The sequence below is a fragment of the Caballeronia sp. SEWSISQ10-4 2 genome, from assembly GCF_030464885.1.
Taxonomy (GTDB): domain Bacteria; phylum Pseudomonadota; class Gammaproteobacteria; order Burkholderiales; family Burkholderiaceae; genus Caballeronia.
The window spans coordinates 104,413-123,174 of the sequence record NZ_JALPRJ010000011.1; the positions used below are offsets into that span (position 1 = coordinate 104,413).

18 protein-coding genes are annotated in these 18,762 nt (G+C 60.0%); 9 read left to right on the forward strand and 9 right to left on the reverse strand.

Annotation, left to right across the window (positions count from 1 at the left end; all coding sequences use genetic code 11):
- Positions 1-26: 26 nt before the first annotated feature.
- Both M0D69_RS10050 and M0D69_RS10055 read right to left on the reverse strand, forming a co-directional pair.
- The gene (locus M0D69_RS10050; RefSeq protein WP_301781876.1) at positions 27-302 is read right to left on the reverse strand and encodes a hypothetical protein; all 276 of its coding nucleotides are present in this window, start codon (positions 300-302) and stop codon (positions 27-29) included.
- Positions 303-483: 181 nt separating this feature from the next.
- Positions 484-1,347, reverse strand: coding sequence for a LysR substrate-binding domain-containing protein (locus M0D69_RS10055; protein WP_301781877.1), 864 nt, complete (start codon positions 1,345-1,347; stop codon positions 484-486).
- Between the two features lie 282 nt (positions 1,348-1,629).
- Between M0D69_RS10055 and M0D69_RS10060 the strand changes: the two genes are divergently transcribed.
- The 7 genes from M0D69_RS10060 (at position 1,630) to M0D69_RS10090 (ending at position 9,146) form a co-directional block, all read left to right on the forward strand.
- Positions 1,630-2,595: an ABC transporter ATP-binding protein gene (locus M0D69_RS10060; RefSeq protein ID WP_301781925.1), complete on the forward strand. Its 966-nt coding sequence runs from the start codon at positions 1,630-1,632 to the stop codon at positions 2,593-2,595.
- A complete protein-coding gene (locus M0D69_RS10065) occupies positions 2,592-3,686 on the forward strand; it encodes an ABC transporter ATP-binding protein (protein WP_301781878.1) in 1,095 nt (364 codons plus the stop codon). Before M0D69_RS10060 ends, M0D69_RS10065 begins: the two co-directional genes overlap by 4 nt.
- Positions 3,687-3,701: 15 nt before the next feature.
- Entirely contained in the window at positions 3,702-5,213 is a 1,512-nt protein-coding gene (locus M0D69_RS10070) for an ABC transporter substrate-binding protein (RefSeq protein ID WP_301781879.1), read from the forward strand.
- Between the two features lie 11 nt (positions 5,214-5,224).
- Entirely contained in the window at positions 5,225-6,169 is a 945-nt protein-coding gene (locus M0D69_RS10075; RefSeq protein ID WP_301781880.1) for an ABC transporter permease, read from the forward strand.
- Positions 6,169-7,035 carry an ABC transporter permease gene (locus M0D69_RS10080; protein ID WP_301781881.1) on the forward strand — a complete coding sequence of 289 codons (867 nt, stop codon included), beginning with the start codon at positions 6,169-6,171 and terminating at the stop codon, positions 7,033-7,035. The genes M0D69_RS10075 and M0D69_RS10080 overlap by 1 nt, the downstream gene beginning before the upstream one ends.
- A gap of 47 nt (positions 7,036-7,082) precedes the next feature.
- Entirely contained in the window at positions 7,083-8,720 is a 1,638-nt protein-coding gene (locus M0D69_RS10085; protein WP_301781882.1) for a gamma-glutamyltransferase family protein, read from the forward strand.
- A 123-nt stretch (positions 8,721-8,843) separates the two neighbouring features.
- Positions 8,844-9,146 (forward strand): hypothetical protein, encoded by a 303-nt coding sequence (locus tag M0D69_RS10090; protein ID WP_301781883.1) that lies wholly within the window; start codon positions 8,844-8,846, stop codon positions 9,144-9,146.
- A 106-nt stretch (positions 9,147-9,252) separates the two neighbouring features.
- Here the strand turns inward: M0D69_RS10090 and M0D69_RS10095 are convergent, their stop codons facing one another.
- Entirely contained in the window at positions 9,253-10,485 is a 1,233-nt protein-coding gene (locus tag M0D69_RS10095; RefSeq protein WP_301781884.1) for a DUF2252 domain-containing protein, read from the reverse strand.
- A 190-nt stretch (positions 10,486-10,675) separates the two neighbouring features.
- Between M0D69_RS10095 and M0D69_RS10100 the strand changes: the two genes are divergently transcribed.
- Positions 10,676-11,068 carry a RidA family protein gene (locus M0D69_RS10100; protein ID WP_301781885.1) on the forward strand — a complete coding sequence of 131 codons (393 nt, stop codon included), beginning with the start codon at positions 10,676-10,678 and terminating at the stop codon, positions 11,066-11,068.
- A gap of 6 nt (positions 11,069-11,074) precedes the next feature.
- On the opposite strand, the gene M0D69_RS10105 is transcribed toward M0D69_RS10100, so the two are convergent.
- The 6 genes from M0D69_RS10105 to M0D69_RS10130 all read right to left on the reverse strand — a co-directional run bounded on the left by M0D69_RS10105 (position 11,075) and on the right by M0D69_RS10130 (position 17,656).
- On the reverse strand, positions 11,075-11,680 hold the full coding sequence (locus M0D69_RS10105) for an alpha-ketoglutarate-dependent dioxygenase AlkB (protein ID WP_301781886.1): 606 nt from the start codon (positions 11,678-11,680) through the stop codon (positions 11,075-11,077).
- Between the two features lie 85 nt (positions 11,681-11,765).
- Positions 11,766-12,722, reverse strand: a complete 957-nt coding sequence (locus M0D69_RS10110) for an ABC transporter permease (RefSeq protein WP_301781887.1) — start codon at positions 12,720-12,722, stop codon at positions 11,766-11,768.
- Positions 12,723-12,734: 12 nt separating this feature from the next.
- A complete protein-coding gene (locus tag M0D69_RS10115; RefSeq protein ID WP_301781888.1) occupies positions 12,735-13,721 on the reverse strand; it encodes an ABC transporter permease in 987 nt (328 codons plus the stop codon).
- Positions 13,718-15,280 (reverse strand): sugar ABC transporter ATP-binding protein, encoded by a 1,563-nt coding sequence (locus M0D69_RS10120; protein ID WP_301781926.1) that lies wholly within the window; start codon positions 15,278-15,280, stop codon positions 13,718-13,720. Before M0D69_RS10120 ends, M0D69_RS10115 begins: the two co-directional genes overlap by 4 nt.
- A gap of 171 nt (positions 15,281-15,451) precedes the next feature.
- Positions 15,452-16,465: an ABC transporter substrate-binding protein gene (locus tag M0D69_RS10125; RefSeq protein WP_301781889.1), complete on the reverse strand. Its 1,014-nt coding sequence runs from the start codon at positions 16,463-16,465 to the stop codon at positions 15,452-15,454.
- A 132-nt stretch (positions 16,466-16,597) separates the two neighbouring features.
- Positions 16,598-17,656, reverse strand: coding sequence for a LacI family DNA-binding transcriptional regulator (locus tag M0D69_RS10130; RefSeq protein WP_301781927.1), 1,059 nt, complete (start codon positions 17,654-17,656; stop codon positions 16,598-16,600).
- 283 nt (positions 17,657-17,939) lie between these two features.
- Between M0D69_RS10130 and M0D69_RS10135 the strand changes: the two genes are divergently transcribed.
- Positions 17,940-18,740 (forward strand): phytanoyl-CoA dioxygenase family protein, encoded by an 801-nt coding sequence (locus tag M0D69_RS10135; RefSeq protein WP_301781890.1) that lies wholly within the window; start codon positions 17,940-17,942, stop codon positions 18,738-18,740.
- Positions 18,741-18,762: the final 22 nt, after the last annotated feature.

Consider the following 18,762-nt stretch of genomic DNA (forward strand, 5'->3'; position numbering starts at 1 on the left):
TCGCTCCCGGCCGTACGGCCTCGGAATTATCTATGCGAGTAGGTCGACAGTTCGTTGCTCGCGCGGACACGGCTGCCCGATTGCGATTGCGTGTCTTGCACGCCGCCGTACGACGTTGTGTTCGCGTTGGCTTGCGCGTTTTCCGCAGCAACGGTTTGTGCGCTTTGGCCACGTTGCGATGCCGGTGCGCCGACGATGGGGTTGTACGACGGTGCCGGGCCGTAGCCGCTGCTTGCGAATGCCGGGGCTGCCAAGGCAGCAGAAGTGGCGATCAACAATGTGGCGATAAGATTCTTGTTCATGATGCGCTCCGATTTGCTTGGGTTTTAAGGGGCGCAGTGGCTGGGTTTTGTTGCTCACTGCGTCGATGAAATGCAGTGTATACCCGTACTATCGAAGTATTGTCCTGATAGTTTTGAAATAACTATTCGGGATCGGTGAATAATGAGATGCGGGTTTTTGCGTTCGTCAGGCGCGTGCAAGCTAATCGTGCAGCGTATCGATAATTGCCGCAGTGATCCCGCTGCGCCCATACGACGCCCTCTCGATCATCCCGACCGTCCGCAGCATTGCTGGCTGCGCAATCGAAATCAGCCGCAGCGACGGATCCGTCTGCCACCCCGCGCGATGCAGCTGCGGCAGCACCGTCACTCCCACGTTTTTCCTCACCAGCGCCACAATCGTCTCGATGGAGTTCAGTTCCAGATACTCCTTCACCTCCAGCCCGAGTGCTGTCAGCGCCTGATCCACGACCACGCCCGTGCGCACTCGCCGGTCGAAACGCAAAAAACCGTGTGACGCCAAAATCCGCCGCGGATCCGTATCCGCAATCTCGCGGCTCACAATAAGCATCAGCGGCTCCGTGTACAGCGGCGTCCACTTGAGCGTGTCAGGCAAGGGCTGGTCGGGGCGCGCCACCACCGCCGCAATATCCACTTCTCCCTGCTCCACCATGACCGTCAACTCGTCCGAGCGGGCCGACAACAAGCGCACATCCAGCCCGGGGTGCGCCGTCTTTAGCCGGGCGACGCCCAATGAGAGCGCGCCGATCACCGAGACCACCGCGCCGATCGCCACGGGCCCCTGCATCGACCCGGCCGGCGTGGCTTCCAGTTCATCAAGCAAATCCAGTATCTGTTCGACCTTCGGACGGATCTCGTGCCCCTGCCGGCTCAGCACGATCTGGCGCGCGCTGCGGTCAAACAACTGGCGGCCAAGCGCCTGCTCCAGCCCGCGCATCTGCAAGCTGACAGCCGCCTGGGTGAGCGCGACCTTGTCGGCGGCGGCTGCGAACGAGCCGGTCCGCGCAACCGCTCGAAACGTCTTCAGCATTCGGATAGTCGGCATCGGTTATTCAAGAGAAAGTTAAGCATCAAAAAGAAAGTTTAATATTTCCTGATGCATTCTGACCGACATAATTACTTATGAAAGTTTCGTGACTCGCGAGTCGCCGTTTTGCCGCAACCAGCCCGCAACCGAATCAAGGCTCTGGCTCGCCGCCCGTTTTGCCACGCAGCGGAGTATTGAAATTTGTCGACGTTAAACAAGCTGCCTGTGAATCAGCCCGATCTCCCCGATCAGGTGAATCAACCTGCCAAGCACCCCGTACTCGAAGTCAGCGGTTTCTCGCTGAAATTCTCACACGCCGCGCACGTCCCGAATCTCGTCGAGGACGTCTCGTTCTCCGTGAACGCGGGCGAAACGCTGTGCATCGTCGGGGAATCGGGTTGCGGCAAAAGCGTCACGTCGCTGGCGATGATGGGTTTGCTGCCGAGCCCGCCGGCGAATATCGTCGCGGGAAAGGCGATGTTCGATGGCCGCGACCTCTTCAAGCTGACCGAACGCGAACTCGCCGATATCCGCGGCAACCGGATGTCAATGATCTTCCAGGAGCCGATGACCTCGCTCAATCCCGCGTTCACCGTCGGGCATCAGATCGCGGAATGTGTGCAAAGGCATCGTGGATTGAAGGGCGCGGCGGCGCGCAAGGCTGCGCTGGATATGCTGCGCCTCGTGCGCATTCCCGCGCCGGAAACACGGCTGGACGCGTATCCGCACGAGTTGTCGGGCGGTATGCGCCAGCGCGTGATGATCGCGATGGCGCTTGCCAATCGCCCGCAATTGCTGATCGCCGATGAACCCACCACCGCACTCGATGTGACCATCCAGGCGCAGGTTTTATTGCTGGTGCGCAGCCTGCAGGCCGAAACCGGCACGGCGATGGTGTTGATTACGCACGACCTCGGTGTCGTGGCCGAAGTGGCCGATTACGTCGCGGTGATGTATGCGGGGCGCATCGTGGAATATGGCTCGGTGAATGAAATCTTCGATGACCCGCAGCATCCTTACACCATCGGTTTGATGGGCGCGATTCCATCGGTGGGAAAGCGCGAGGGCGCGTTGGCGACTATTCGTGGCTCGGTGCCATCGCCGGAGCAGATGCCGAGAGGTTGCAGGTTCGCGCCGCGTTGTCCGTTCGCCGAGCAGCGATGTATCGATCAAGTGCCGCCTGATAAAGTAGTCGACGGCTCGCATCGGGTGGCGTGTTGGGTCGCGCCGGTTGAATCGGTCGCTTTGAGCGAGGCGGCCGCATGAACCCCATTATTGAAGCGCAAGAACTCACCAAGCACTTCGGCGGCACGCGCAACATGTTCACGCGTGCGCCGACCGTCTACGCAGTAAACGGCGTCTCGTTCTCCGTGCAGCAGGGAGAGACCTTCGCCATCGTCGGTGAATCCGGTTGCGGCAAGTCGACGCTCGGACGTCTGCTGCTGCGTCTTATCGACAGCACCGAAGGCCGCGTGATCTATCAAGGCCGCGATATCACGCACCTTGGCACCGAGCCCATGCGCCGTCTGCGACGCGAGATGCAGATCATTTTCCAGGACCCGTTTGCATCGCTGAATCCGGGGATGACGGTGGGGCAGATTATCGGCGAGCCGATTGCGCTGCATGGTCTTGCGAAGGGCAGCGCACGCAATGAACGCGTAGCCGAACTGCTGCGCACAGTCGGGTTGCAGCCAGGTTACGCCGAGCGATATCCGCATGAGTTTTCGGGCGGGCAGCGGCAGCGTATCGGCATTGCTCGTGCGTTGGCGGGCGAGCCGAAACTGATTGTTGGCGATGAACCCGTGTCCGCGCTCGATGTCTCCGTGCAGGCCCAGGTGATCAATCTGCTCGAGTCGCTGAAGCAGGAGCTTGGCCTGACGCTGATCATGATCGCGCATGACCTTGCGGTGATCCGCCACATGAGTGATCGCGTGGCGGTGATGTATCTCGGCGAAATCGTGGAGATGGCAGACGTAGACGATCTCTTCGATCAAGCTTTGCATCCGTACACGCAAGCGTTATTGCAGGCGATTCCGGCGAGCAGCCCGCAACAGCGCCGCAGCAAACCTTCATTGACGGGCGATCTGCCAAGTCCGACCGCGCCGCCTTCGGGCTGCCGTTTTCATCCACGTTGTCCGCACGCAAAAGCGCGTTGCGCCGACGAGCAGCCGGTGAGTGAAACCCTGGAAAACGGTCATCGCGTTGCGTGCCATTTCTGGCGCGAGATACAAAACGCGGGCGGCGGCGCGCCGCTGGTTTCCGTCGTCAGCCCGAAGCTCACCGAGCGGCTCGCGGTGTATCGGCAGCGCCAGACACGGGCCGACAACAGCATTCAAGAACAATCGAACACACGATAAAACGGGGAAATTCAGATGCGAAAAATTCTCTTGGCCGCGGCGCTTGCCGCGAGTGTCGCTAGTACCAGCGCCGTAATGGCTCAGTCGAACTCGACTATCCGGATCGGCTTGCAGGACGATATCGGTACGCTCGATCCGGCACGCAGCAGTCAGGTGGTCGACCGGATTGTGTTCAGTTCGCTGTGCAATTCGCTGGTGGATATCGGCCCGGACCTGAAGATCGTGCCCATGCTCGCCACTTCCTGGAGCATGAGCGCCGACACCAAGACACTCACGTTCAAGCTGCGCCAGGGCGTGAAATTCCACGACGACGAGCCGTTCAACGCCGCCGCCGTAAAGGCGAATCTCGACCGTTCGCGCTCGATGCCCGCGAGCAATCGCAAGAGCGAACTGGCATCGATAGATCATGTAGACGTGGTCGACGACAACACCGTCGCGATCGTTTTAAAAGCGCCCGACGCCGCGTTGCTCGCGACGCTCACCGATCGCGCCGGCATGATGCTCGCGCCGAAAACGCTCACCGATGACGCGGGAGTTTCCACGCATCCGGTTTGCTCGGGTCCGTACAAGTTCGTCGAGCGTGTGCAGAACGACCGCGTGGTGCTGCAGAAATTCGCGGGCTACTGGGACGCCGATAAATACCCGATCCAGAAAGTCATCTTCCAGCCGATTCCCGACAGCACCGTGCGCCTCGCGAACCTGCGTTCGGGTTCGCTCGACATGCTGGAGCGTCTCGCGCCTTCCGATGTGGCATCGGTGAAAAGCGACAAGAACCTCAACTTCATTTCGATGAGCGGACTCGGTTTCTACGACTTGACCTTCAACGTCTCGAACGGACCGCGCGCGCCGAAAGCATTCAAGGACAAACGCGTGCGCCAGGCGTTCGAACTTGCCATTGACCGCGATGCGATCAACCAGGTCATCGGCGGCGGGATCTTTGCGCCCATCGGCCAGGCGATACCGTCCAACAGCCCGTACTTCGACGCATCGATCAAGACCACCAAACGCGATATCCCGAAGGCGAAGGCCTTGCTGAAGGCCGCAGGTTTCGAGCAGCTCAATGTGGAGCTGACCTTCGGCAACAACACGGTGTCGAACCAGATGGCGCAGATGCTGCAAGCCATGCTCTCGGAAGCTGGCATCAACCTGAAGCTGCGTCCGACCGATTACGCCGCGGCGCTCAATGCATCAACGAAAGGCGACTTTGAATTGCTGTATCTCGGCTGGTCAGGCCGTACGGACCCGGATGGCAACCTGCATCAGTTCGTCACCTGCAAGGGCAACCTGAACTACGGGCGCTATTGCAATCCCGACGTGGACAAGCTGCTGGACGACGCGCGCGTGAAACCGACGGTCGCCGAACGCAAGCCGATCTACGATGCCGCGCAAAAGCTCCTCGCCGATGAAGACCCGATCATCTACCTCTACGCCCAACCGTGGCCGTACGCGATGTCGAAGAAGGTGCAGGGCTTCACGCCCTATCCCGACGGCTTGATTCGTCTGCGCGGCGCGAGCATCAAGGGATAGCAAGCACTCTTATGTTGCGAATCATCGCCAACCGCGCGCTCGTTGCTATCCCGACACTGATCCTGGTGTCGATGATGATCTTCGGCCTGCAAAAAATGCTACCCGGCGATCCGGTTTTGGCGATGGCCGGCGAAGACCAGAACCCGCAGCTCATCGCTACGTTGCGGCTGAAATATCACCTCGATGAACCCGTGCCCGTGCAGTACGCGCTCTGGGTGCGGGACATCCTGCATGGGGATCTCGGCGCGTCGCTGAGAACCGATGTGCCGGTGACGAAGCTCATCGCGCAGAAGTTGCCGGTGACGCTGCAACTCGCCGTCATGGCGATGATCTTCGCGATCGGCATTGGTTTGCCGCTGGGGGTTTTATCGGCGGCGAACAAGGGACGTGCGCTCGATTACGGCGCTAATGTGCTCGCGCTTACCGGTATGTCGATCCCGAACTTCTGGCTCGGGATCATCCTGATCTTTCTGGTGTCGGTGAAATGGCAGTTGTTGCCATCGTCGGGATATGTGTCGCCGACCGAGGACTTCTGGCTGAGTATCAAGACCATGCTGATGCCCGCGTTCGTGCTTGGCGCGGCGCTCGGCGCACAGTTGATGAGACATACCCGTAGTGCGATGCTGAGCGTGCTGCGCAGCGACTACATTCGGACAGCGCGTGCGAAAGGGCTGTTACGAGGCGCTGTCGTGGTCAAGCACGGTTTCCGTAACGCGCTGATTCCAATCGTCACGGTGCTTGCCTTGCTGTTCGGCGAACTGCTCGCGGGCGCTGTACTGACGGAGCAAGTGTTCACGATTCCGGGCTTCGGCAAGCTGGTAGTCGATGCCGTTTTCAATCGCGATTACGCCGTCGTTCAAGGTGTGGTGCTCGTCACGGCGGTGGGTTTTATCGTGGTGAATCTGTTCGCCGATGTTCTGTACATTCTGCTCAATCCGCGGCTGAGGAGAAGCTGATGGCGACTATCGTGGAAACTGTTTTGCCGCGTCGCAAGCGCAATCGCGCACTGGGCCGCTTCATGCGCAATCGCGCTGCTGTAGCCGGCGCTGCGATCGTTCTCCTGGTGATGCTCGTAGCTATCTTTGCGCCCTGGCTCTCGCCCTACGATCCGATTCAAGCGAGCTTCATGACGGTACGGCAGGCACCATCGGCTAGTCATTGGTTTGGAACCGATGAACTCGGCCGTGACGTGCTCACGCGCTTGCTATGGGGCGCGCGTGCTTCGTTGCTGGCGGGTGTGGTGTCGGTGGGTATTGCTGTGGTGATCGGCGTACCGCTCGGTTTGCTCGCGGGCTACTTCGGCAAACTCGTCGATGGTGTCATCTCGCGCTTCACCGATGCCTTGCTCTCCATCCCGTTCCTGATCCTCGCCATCGCGCTCGCGGCGTTCCTTGGGCCCAGCCTCACCAACGCGATGATCGCCATCGGCGTCTCCGCGATGCCGCGCTTCGTGCGCCTCACGCGCGGCCAGGCGATCAGCGTCAAGGCCGAAGACTATGTGGAAGGCGCGCGAGCCATCGGGCTTGGGCACTTTCGCATCATCGTCCGTTATATTTTTCCGAACGTCCTGCCGCCGATCATCGTGCAGGCCAGCCTCACGGTCGCCATGGCGATCATCGCGGAAGCCAGCCTGTCGTTCCTCGGTCTCGGGCAATTGCCGCCTGCGCCATCGTGGGGATCGATGCTCAACACTGCGAAGGACTTCGTGAGCCAGGCGCCGTGGATGTCGATCTTTCCGGGCATCGCCATCTTTCTGGCGGTGCTCGGCTTCAACCTGCTCGGCGATGGATTGCGTGACGCACTCGATCCGCGTGAGCTTTGAACATCGTTGAACCCAACATCTTCTTCAATCAAAGAGACGAGTTTCCCATGACCCGCTTCAACTGGCAGAACCCGTATCCCACGCCGCGCTTGCCTGTGTTCGCGCGCAATATTGTCTCCACTTCACATCCGCTCGCCGCGCAAGCCGGCTTGAGGATGTTGTGGAAAGGCGGTAACGCCATCGATGCGGCCATCGCCGCGGCAGCTGTGATTACGCTGGTCGAGCCGGTTTCGTGCGGCCTCGGCGGCGATGCGTTTGCGCTCGTCTGGGATGGCAGAAAACTGCACGGGCTGAACGCGTCGGGCGTGTCCCCGGCGGCCTGGAATGTCGATTACTTCAAGAACAAATACGGCGAGCAAGGTGGCCTGGCGAACCAGCCCAAGCGCGGTTGGGACGCGGTGACTGTGCCCGGCGTGATCGCGGGATGGGAAGCGCTGCACGTGAAGTTCGGCTCGCTGCCGTTCGGCGATCTGATGGAACCGGCTATTGAAATCGCCGAGCGCGGGCATGCGGTGGCGAACATCGTCGCGTACAAGTGGGCGGCGGCGATCCCGGAGTTGAAAGACCAGCCCGGTTTCGCCGATACCTTCATGCCGCGCGGCCGTGCGCCCGAGGTCAGTGAGCTGATGCGTTACCCGGGTCACGCGAAGACCCTGCGTGCTCTGGCCGAACATGGACCGCGTGCGTACTACGAAGGTGAGATCGCGCAGAAGATTGCGGCGTTCTCGAAGCAGGGCGGCGGCGCGATGACAGCCGCCGATCTGCGTAATTACAAGGCCGACTGGGTTGAGCCGATATCGAAGGATTATCGCGGATATACGGTGCATGAAATTCCGCCGAACGGGCAGGGAATCGCCGCGCTGATCGCGCTCGGTATCCTCGATAAATTCGATGTGAAGTCGCTGGCCGTCGACAAGATCGAGTCGCAGCATTTGCAGATTGAAGCCATGAAGCTCGCTTTCGCCGATGTCTATCAGTACGTCGCCGATCCGCGTTCCATGGACGTCACGCCGGAGCAGATGCTCGACGACGTGTATCTCACCGAACGCGCCAAGCTTATCGATCCGAACAAGGCGAAGCATTTCGACTTCGGCATGCCGCCGGCGGGCGGGACTATCTATATGTCGGTGGCTGACGAACGCGGCATGATGGTGAGCTTCATCCAGTCGAACTACATGGGTTTTGGCTCAGGTGTAGTCGTGCCCGATTCGGGCATCGCGATGCAGAACCGCGGGTTTGGTTTCTCGATGGACCCGAAATCCGCGAACGTGGTGGAAGGCGGCAAGCGGCCGTTCCACACAATCATTCCGGCGTTCCTCACGCAGCAAGTGAACGGCACGGAAGAGGCGGTGATGAGCTTCGGCGTAATGGGCGGCGACATGCAGCCGCAAGGGCATTTGCAATCCATCGTGCGTTTGCTCGACTACGGCCAGCAACCGCAAGCCGCCTGCGATGCCCCCCGCTGGAAGGTCAACCGCGATTTCACCGTCGATGTTGAATCGACGCTTGATGGCGAAACGGTGAAGGCTCTGGAAGGGCTGGGCCACACGATCAAATCCGTCGACGATCCTTATATGGACTTCGGCTCGGGCCAGTACATCTGGAAACTGGACCGCAACGATCCTGAGCGTGGGTATGTGGCGGCCAGCGATAGCCGTCGCGATGGGCTGGCGGCGGGGTTTTAAGAAAAAAGAAAAGATACGCCTCGTTACCTTTATCGCATTCCGGTAGCACCTGTATCAGCGCGCTCCTCCTACACTCGGTTACGTAAACAACACGTTTGCACACCATGTGCACGGAGAGACGCAATGAATAAGAAGATCCTGGGTGCTGTACTGGGCTTGAGCGCGTTGATGGTGTCAGCGGCGGCGTGCGCTCACGTCGATGTCGCCGTGGGGATCGGCGTACCGGGTTATTACGCACCGGCACCGGTGTACGTTGCACCACCACCGCCTGTTGTCGTGGGCTATGGATATGGCGGTTACGGCGGTTATGGCGGATATCGCGACGACGAGGGCTGGCGCGAGCGCGAATGGCGTCACCGTGAATGGCGCCATGACGAAGGGCGGGATCATCGCTGGCACGGCGACCACCGCGGCGACCGTGATTGAGTTTTGATCGGCGCTCTGACCGGTTAAGACGCCGGTTTGATCGAGAACTATTGCGTACGAAGAAGGGCCGTTCCAACTGATGTTGGAACGGCCCTTTTCATGTGCGCTACGAAGCTGGCGTTAGCGCGTATCGACGGCAATGTTCGAGATAACCCGCTTCGTGACTGCTCACCAGTTCCACGATACTTGTCCACAGCCACGACGGTGCATCGAGTGATTTCGTCTTCGCGCGCCGCAACTCCGATAACCACGCACGCCGTTCCGCCGTATTCATCTGCCGCGCGTGCGCCTTGCCGACCACCATCGCCAGGAAGTACGCCGCTTTCATCGCTTCTTCTTGCGTCAGTTGCTCCACCGTCAGCTTCATGTCCTGCGGCAACAATTCACGAATCACAACCGACCGGTCGCTCAGGCGCGCCGAACGCATCCGTTCTCCAAGCCACGGCGTCAGATGCCGCGCTCCTTCCACGATCCGTTCTGCGTTATCGCGCGGCATGCGCTTGGTCGAGTCCTGATCGGTATAACGCGGCGCTGCGGCTTTGGCGCCTTCCTTGATATCGATGAGACAGAGATCGTCGCCGTCTATCGCGCCGCCATCGATGTCCAGCAACACCGCATAACGCAAGCGGCCGAGCGAGCTGCAGCCCTTCACCCAATACGCGGCATCGATTACGGCGACGTTTTCTTCATCCGCGTTCTTACGCAGCGTGGTGGCGATATCCGCGATCTCGCGCCGCCCGAACAACGCCTTTATTTCGGCGCGCTCGTTCTTGTCGAGTGGCCAGAAACGCTTGCCGAGGGGAATGCTCGGTTCAATATCTTCAATACGTTCGATCGCCAGTTGTTGCCACGTGCGCCGCACGGCTTCCTTCATCATGACGCGTACTGCTTCAGGCTTCGCGTTCTTGGCAGGGCGATGGCGGTGGTGATCGAAGGCGTGTTCGTAGCCTTGCGCGAGCGCTTCCATCATGCGTGCCGTCGTCACGCCGGGCAGGTCGGAGCCGCGTGCAGCCGTTGCCAGCGATAACCCCAGCCGGATAATGTCGTGCGCCGGATTACCGATCACGGTCTGGTCGAGATCGCGAATCTGGATCTCCACGCGGCCATCGGCGTTGGCGACCGGCCCGAGATTGCCGGTGTGGCAATCGCCGCAGATCCAGATCGCCGGACCTTCGGGCAGCGCGTGGCCTTCGATGCCGTCGAGCCATTCATAGAACTTGCTCGTATTGCCGCGCACGTAGGCATGCGCCGATTCGGCCATCTTCATGTTGCGGCGCGCGTTGAGGAGCGCCTGACGATCGTTGGGACTGGGGAGCTTGAGTTGCTTTCTCTTGGGCATGGGATCGTCCTGTGGTGCTCACATGGAGCAAGGCGCATGCCGTCGTTGCGTAATGAAATTGTAGGGTTTTCGGGCGATGCTTTTCGCGGGCTTTAATATTGCCGCATGTGTCCCATCTTGTGATCTCCTGGCCGGGCGTCAGGATTTTTGATCCGTTACGTTATCGAGCTGTGCTTTTTAAGGAGACGCAATGACGTTACCCACCTTTTCGATGGTCGATGCCGCGCCCACGCCGGTCGGTCCTTTTTCTCACGCAGCCGAAGCGGATGACTGGGTGTTTCTCACCGGCCAAATGCCGACCGATCCCGCCGATGACTCAAAGCCCTTGCCCGAGGGCGTTGAAGCGCAAACGCGACGGGTGATGGACAACCTGATTCTTGTGCTGGAAGGGATTGGGTTGTCGTTGGATAACGTGGTTAGCGTGCGGATTTTTCTGACCGAATTCAAACGCGATTACGCCGCGATGAACGAGGTTTATAAAAGCTACTTTCTGCCGAAGCCGTTGCCGGCGCGCACGTGTATCGGCGTGACGGGGTTGGCTCGCGATGCGCTCGTAGAGATTGATTTCGTGGCGAAGCGCTGAGGCTTTCTACGGGCTCTTTTTAGTTGCCGTTGAGTCCACATAGCGGAAGGTCAGGTTGATCCGTTCGCCGCGTGCCTCCGGTTCCTTCGGCACTCGATGGGCCCACTCAAGTTGCGTCCGGCCTTGCATGATAAGCAAGCTGCCGTGCGTGAGTTGAAGCGTATGAGTTTGGCGCGTCTTGGTATGCCGGAACTCGAAGGTTCGCGTTGTTCCCAGACTCACTGAGGCTATGGCCGGTTGTGGTCCCAGTTCGCGCTCCTTGTCCGCATGCCAGCCCATGCTGTCCATGCCTGTCCGGTAGCGGTTGAGCAACACGCTGTTGAAGCGGGTCTTCGATTCCGCTTCGGCCTGTGTTTTTAACGCCAGGACCGTTGGGGTCCACGGCTTGGGAATGTTGCGGATGCCGGAGTACACGTAGACCGCGCCGGGGTCCCCCTGCCAGGCCGTCAGGCGTGGGAAGGGCACTTTGCCAGCGGGCGTGTTCATGATGTCCTGCTGCCAGACGACTTCATCGAGCAAGGCAGCTAATGTGTCCGACGCCGTCGGCGGGTCCAGCCAGTCAGGCAGCCAGATAATGTCGGGCTTGGGGATGTCGTCGAATAGGTCGAACATGGCGGCTTTTCGCCTTCTGGGGCGGAGCTGGATTAGTCATCGTAAGTTAGCAGATTGTCGGCCTCGGAGCTTGCGCTCTCATATCTCAATGAGCAAGCTTCGTCACCGTCACCCGCTTCCTCAGCACGCGCGCTTGCAGCACGATCACCAGCAACAAAAACACGCCCCGTATCACCGATTGCCAATACGCCGACAGACTTATAAAGCCCAGTCCATTCTCGAAGTTGAGCAGGTTGAACACCAAACCCAGCAGTGCGACGCCGGCAATCGTCATTGCGATCGACCCTTGTCCTCCGGTCAATAACGTCCCGCCCAGCACCACTGCCGATATCGCGAACAACTCCCAACCCACGCCTTCATTCGGTTGCCCTGCGCCGAACTGCGCCGCCAGGATCGCTCCAGCTAATCCCGCCAGCAAACCGCTTAGCGCATAGACCGCAACCAGCGTCCGGTCCACGTTCAAACCCATCAAACGTGAGGCTTCTTCGCTGCCGCCTATTGCAAGCGCATGTCGCCCGAAGCGTGTGCTTCGTAGCGCCAGCCAGCCCAATATCGCAGCCACGGCCGCCACGATTCCCGGTATCGGCAGGGACAATAAGTCGCCTTGGCCAAAGTTGCCGAAACTCGAACTGGGCGCGATTGACACGGCATCGTTATGCCCCAGCAATAACGCCATTCCATGCGCCCCGAGGCTTGTCGCCAACGTTACGATGAACGGCAAGATCCGCATGTGCGTAATGACCAGGCCGTTCAACACGCCGACCGCGAGTCCCGCTCCCGCGCCGGCCACTACTGCGACCTCGCCGCCATGTGGACTCGCGAGTGCCGCTACAACACTCGCCAACGCCGCCACCGCGCCCACGGACAAGTCAATGCCACCCGTGATGATCACGAACGCCATGCCCACCGATATCAACGCGAACATCGAGTTGTATCGCCAGAATGAATTGATGTTGTACGCCGAGGCAAAATGGTCGTATCGAAGCACGCCCAGCACGAGCAACGCCGCTAACGCCAACAGAATGGGAAGGTTCTTTTTCATGTCGATATCTCCCTAACGCTGACGCCGCTGTACATACACTGCGGCAATGATGATCCCGGCTTTCACCACGAGCGCGGCAGCGTCGGGAATGCCGTGGGCGAGGAGGGTATATCGCAGCAATTGAATGATCAGCGCGCCGATCAACGTCCCGACTATGTACGCCTTGCCGCCCGTCAACGCCGTTCCGCCGACGGCCACCGCAGCAATCGCATCGAGCTCGGAACCTACACCAATCACGTTGGCGTCCGACGAAGAATTCACGGATATCGATATCAACCCTGCCAACCCCGCGAGCGCCGCGCACAAGGTGTACGCGATCATCTTCACGCGCGCCGTTGGGATGCCGCTCAAGTAGGCGGCCTGTTCGTTGCCGCCCGTCACGAGCAGGTACTGCCCGAACAAGGTCTTGCGCACGATCCATGCAAACAACGCCACGAGCGCAAGCATGAGGAACACTTGCGCCGGTACGCCCGCCACACGGCCCAGCGCGATCCACTGGAACGCGGGGTTGTTGAAGGCTTGCAGGCTTCCATCGGTGAACACCTGCGCAATGCCGCGCCCCGCGATGAACAGCACCAACGTCGCGACAATCGGCTGCACGGCAAGCCTCGTCACAAGAAAGCCGTTGAACACGCCGCAGAGGGCGGCTGCCAAAACGGGCAAGACAAAGGCCAATGCAATGCCGAACGGTCCCGCCATGTTCATGAAGATCATCGGTGCGAGCGAACCCGCAATCGCCATCGACGCGCCCACCGATAAATCGATACCCCCCGTCGCCACGACCAAGGTCATCCCAATGCCGACGATCACGATCGTCACCACCTGCGTCAGATTGACGTTGAAGGTCTGCAGCGACCAGAAGTGCTGCGTGAAGAGCAGGTTGAAGACGATCATCGCGAGCAGCACTGCGATCTCGCGTTGAACCGTGATTCGATACTTTTTCTTCGGCGCTGCTTGCACAAGCGGCGCGGCTGTGGCCGGTTGCGTTTTCTGATTCATGGCTGACCTTCTTTAGCATCGACGGCTTCGGCCAGCGCGGACTGCTCGCCCGATCCGTAAGCAATCGCATCCATGATCGACGCTTCGCTCATGCGCGCACCGTCGAGTTCGGCGACGGTCTTGCCATCGCGGATCACGACGGCGCGGTCGGCCACGGCGGTGAGCTCTTCCAGTTCCGATGCCGACAGCAACACCGCCAGCCCCGAGTCGCGCAAGTCGCGGATGATCTTCGCGACATCGGCTTTCGCGCCGACATCGATACCGCGTGTGGGCTCATCGAGCAGCAGCAGGCTTGGATTCGTCGCTAACCAGCGCGCCAGTAAAACCTTCTGTTGGTTACCGCCCGACAATTCGCGAATCGGCTGATCGGGCGAACGCAACTTGATCCCCAGCGATTCGATAAACCGATCCACGATCTCCCGTTGCTTCGCGACATCGACTACGCCGCGTTTGGTCAGCGTGCGCAGGCACACGAGCGTGAGGTTGTCGCGCACGGACAGCTCCGGCACGATGCCATCGCCTTTGCGATCCTCGGTGAGATACGCGATACCACGCGCAATCGCGTCTTGCGGCGACTTGAGCGTGACCGGCTTGCCGTCGATGGAAAGCGAACCGCGCTCGGCCGGATCCGCGCCGAACATCAGCCGCATGGTTTCCGTGCGGCCCGAGCCGAGCAGCCCGGCTAGACCCACAGCCTCGCCCGAGTGAACATCGAGCGATACGTCCGTCACCTTCGCGCCCGCACCTATGTTTGTCGCACTGATCGCCGTCGCCCCGCGTTTCGCGAGATTGGCTTCCTTCACGGCGCTGTCTTCATGCACGACGGCAGCGAGTGTGCGCCCGAGCATGGTGGTCACGAGTTGCAGTTTGTCGAGCGCAGCCATCGGGCTTTCCGCGACGGTTTGCCCATCGCGCATCACGGTGACGCGGTCGCACAGCGCATACAACTCATCCAGCCGATGCGAGACGAAAATCACCGCGCGGCCGTCATCGCGCAAACGCCGCACGACGCTGAACAGCAGTTCGACTTCGCGTTCATCGAGCGAGGACGTGGACTCGTCCATGATGACCATCTTCGCCTCCGACGATACCGCCCGCGCCAACGCCACCATTTGTTGAATGGCAGTCGAAAACTCACGCACGGGCTTGCTCACATCGATCTGCAAGCCAAAGGAGTCGAGCAATTCCTGTGCACGCCGATGAATCGTCTTCCAGTCGATCAAGCCAAACCGGCGCGGTTCGCGGCCCAGAAAAATGTTCTCGGCAATCGAGCGGAACGGGACGAGATTGATCTCCTGATAGATCGTGCTAATGCCGGCTTCGCGCGCTTCTTTCGGGCTGCGGAAATCGGCTTCGCGGCCATCGAAGCGAATGGTGCCCGCCGTGCGCCGATAGGCGCCGGTGAGAATCTTGATGAGCGTCGATTTACCCGCGCCGTTCTGCCCGATCAGCGCATGCACCTCTCCGGCTGACACGGACAGCCGCGCATGGCGCAACGCGGCTACGCCACCAAAGCTGATGTCAATGTCCTGCATCTCGAGCAGCGGCGGGCGGGTCATGGAGGAAGATCCAGATTGCGGCGTGTTCATCTAGCGCGTCTCCCTGGCGTTGGTTTCCCGCGATAGATGCGGTCCGTCCGCCGGATACAAAAGAAGCGACGGCCCGCTAAAGACCGGGCGCGCCGCTTCGAACATCTTCATTGCTCTGTACCAAGAGCGATACACGTTCGCTCAATAGCCGTATTGCATGCTCTGCGCTACGTTGCTTTTATCGTAGAAGCGGTCGGAGACTTTCACCCATGGCGGTATCGTTTCACCCTTCGCGAACTTCTGCGCGACATCGCATGCGAGCGGGCCGAAGAACGGGCTCGACTGCACGCTCGCGCCGAGTTCGCCGGCCGCGATGGCGTCCATGCCGCCCTTCGTCCCGTCGATAGTCACAATCGTGATGTCCTTGCCCGGCTGCTTGCCGGCCGCCTTGATCGCAGCGATTGCGCCAAGCGCCATTTCGTCGTTATGCGCGTAGACGGCGGTTACATCGGGATGAGCCTGAAGCAGCGTTTCCATGACTTGCCGACCCTTGTCGCGCGCGAAATCGCCGCTCTGCGATGCCACGATCTGCATGCCCGGATTCTTCGCGATCACATCGTCGAAACCCCTCTTGCGATCGTTCGCAGCGGACGCACCCGTTGATCCTTCCAGTTCGACGATTTTGCCCTTGCCACCGGTCGCTTTAATCAGCCAGTCGGCGGCGCGTTGCCCTTGGTCGATGAAATCCGAGCCGATAAACGTGATGTAGTCCTGGCCCGCTTTAGCCACCGATTGATCCACGTTACGGTCGACCAGGATCACGGGAATGCCCGCTTTCTTCGCTTGCAACACGATCGGCGCAAGCGGCTTTTCTTCACGCGGCGGGAACACGATCAGGTCGACGTGCTGCGCGATCATGCTCTGGATATCGGCGACTTGTTTCGATGCCGAGCTGTTCGCGTCGGTCATCACCAATTGCCAGCCGCACTTCGCCGCGATGTCCTTGAAGCTCTTGGTTTCGGCCAGACGCCACGGGTTGTTGCTCTCGGTCTGAGCGAAGCCGACGCGCAGCGGCTTCTTGTTCGCGAGTTTCGGCAGGCCGGCGTCATCGGCGTGGGCAATGCTGAGGCCCGCTGACATCGACAGCGCGAGCGCGGACGCGGCAAGCACGCGCAACGGGAATTTGCGTTTGTTGAAGTTTTCAAGCGACAGCATGTCTTCCTCCGGTATGGATGGTCCTGTTTTTTTAGGTGCCTCAGTCCTGCTGTGTTTTCCGTCTTCTCTGCTCCATCTCAATAAGTCGGGGTGCGATGATGCGATGATTACTTCACCGTATTTTATTATTGATCAATCGCTAATATTATTAATTTCTGGCTGTTTTGCTACGGTGATTACCCTTACCGATGCACGCTCGACCAACGGTCCATCGAGCTTCACGGTGCGTCGGCGAACGGGGGCGCCGGCGGCGCGGTTGTGCTCTTCCTGGAGCAGCGTTTCGACGGCCCATCGGCCCAGTTCGTAGTTCGGCAAGACGACCGTGGAAAGAGGCGGATGGGTATGCCGGGCAATTTCCTGATCGTCGTAACCGAGCACCGATACGTCATCCGGCACGCGCAGTCCCAGCTGCTTGAGCGCTTCGATCGCGCCGAGCGCCATCAGGTCGTTCGCGCAGAAAATGGCGGTTGGCGGGTTGGATTCGCGCATGAGCGAAAGTGTTTGTTCGAAGCCAGAGCCAGAGCTCCAGTCGCCTTCACGCACCAACTCGGCGGCGAATGGAAGATCAGCCGTCGCGAGCGCCATCCGATACCCCTTCAGCCGGTCACGCGACGCGTCTTGCCAGGGCTCACCGTTCACATACCCAATCCTTCGATGCCCCGCGTTCAGCAAATATTCCGTCGCGGTATGGCCTCCCGTGACCTCCGCCGGGACCACCGATGAAAGCTCGGAATCACTTGTGTAGCAGTTCAACAGGACCGTCGGCACTTTTGAAAGCGCTGCCGGAAGCGTCACCTTGCGCGTATAAACGGTCGCGTAGATCACGCCAAGTACGTTGGGATTGGTGAGCGTCGCGTCGAGCACCTGCCGCTCGATTTCCGCGTTGCCGTGGGTCGAGTAAACAGCAAGCATTCGGCCGTTTGCGAACGCTGTATCGCGTGCGCCGTCAATGTTCACTACCGGATGCGGACTTGTAGATATCTCATCGGCGAGATACACGATCAGGTTCTTTTCGTCCGCCGTGATCGCCGCGTCCGACGGTTCGCGCGTCGTCATCCGGTAGCCGAGATCCTGCGCCGCCTTGAGTACTTTGTTTCGGGTGGTATCGGAGAATTTCGCGCCGGTCGCGTTGTTCAGCACGAGCGACACGGTGGATTGCGAGACGCCGGTCAGCTTCGCGATGTCGGTCATCGTCGGACGGCGTTGTGTGGATTTTTTCATTTTGTGAGGCCGCGAAAAAGCGGCGTTGTCGATGCGCTGAAACGGTCTTTGGATGCCGCCGACGTTACCACTAATATTTCCTACCGACAACGCTCAGAAACCATTGATGCGCATGGCTTACCGTGCGATTCAACCAATCTAAGTGTTATTACTAATAATATTGACTAGCCGATAGCGATCGTGCGATTCTCGGGATGCAAGCCGCGCGTGCCGACCGCGCCCGATTCGCGTGGCGCAACACAAGGAGACGACGATGGCCCGCTACGACGAGCGCGCTCGCGATGCACTTGCGGAGGATTTCGAACGCGATGGTTTTGTCCTGCTGCCGAGCCATTTCCCGCGTGCGACGCTCGAAACATGGCGCGCGGCTTTCGAGCTGTTGTTCAAGCCCCATGCAGACGCGGCACAGCAGCAGGGTGGCAGCGGCAATCGCGGGCCGGGCCGGTATTACGTCACGTTGCCGTTCGAAGGCGAGTTCGCCGACCCCGCCATTTTTTGCGATGACGACGTGCTGGGGATCGTCGAGCGAATCGCCGGGCCTGATCCGGTGATGTGTCAGCTCGCTACCGATACCCCCGTGCGTGGTTCCGACTTCCAGGGCTGGCATCGCGACACGCCGCCTTTGTTCGATAATTTCCCAGAAACGCCGTCGTTCCAGTTGGCGGTGAATTTTCCGCTCGTCGATGTAGATGAACGAAACGGCTCGCTGGAAACGACGCGCGGGACGCATCGGATATCGCGGGAGGAGGCGCTTGCGGGTTTGGTGAGTGGCAAGTTCCCGGCTGAACGCGTCCCGATGCAACTCGGCGACGCGATGATCCGCGATGTGCGCGGGTTACATCGAGGAACGCCGAATTTCATCGATACCCCGCGTCCGATGGTCGTTATCGGTTATAGCCGTTCGTGGTATTTCAGGCCGGAAGTGCAGATACAAGTGCCACGCGACGTGTTCGCCGCACTGCCTGCCCGCGCGAAACGGCTGCTGCGTTATAGCCCGCAAGTCGAGCAGACACCGCGGACCTTCGACGAAAGTTATCAACGGTTTGCATATTGAACGACGCCGCCACGCCCACTAC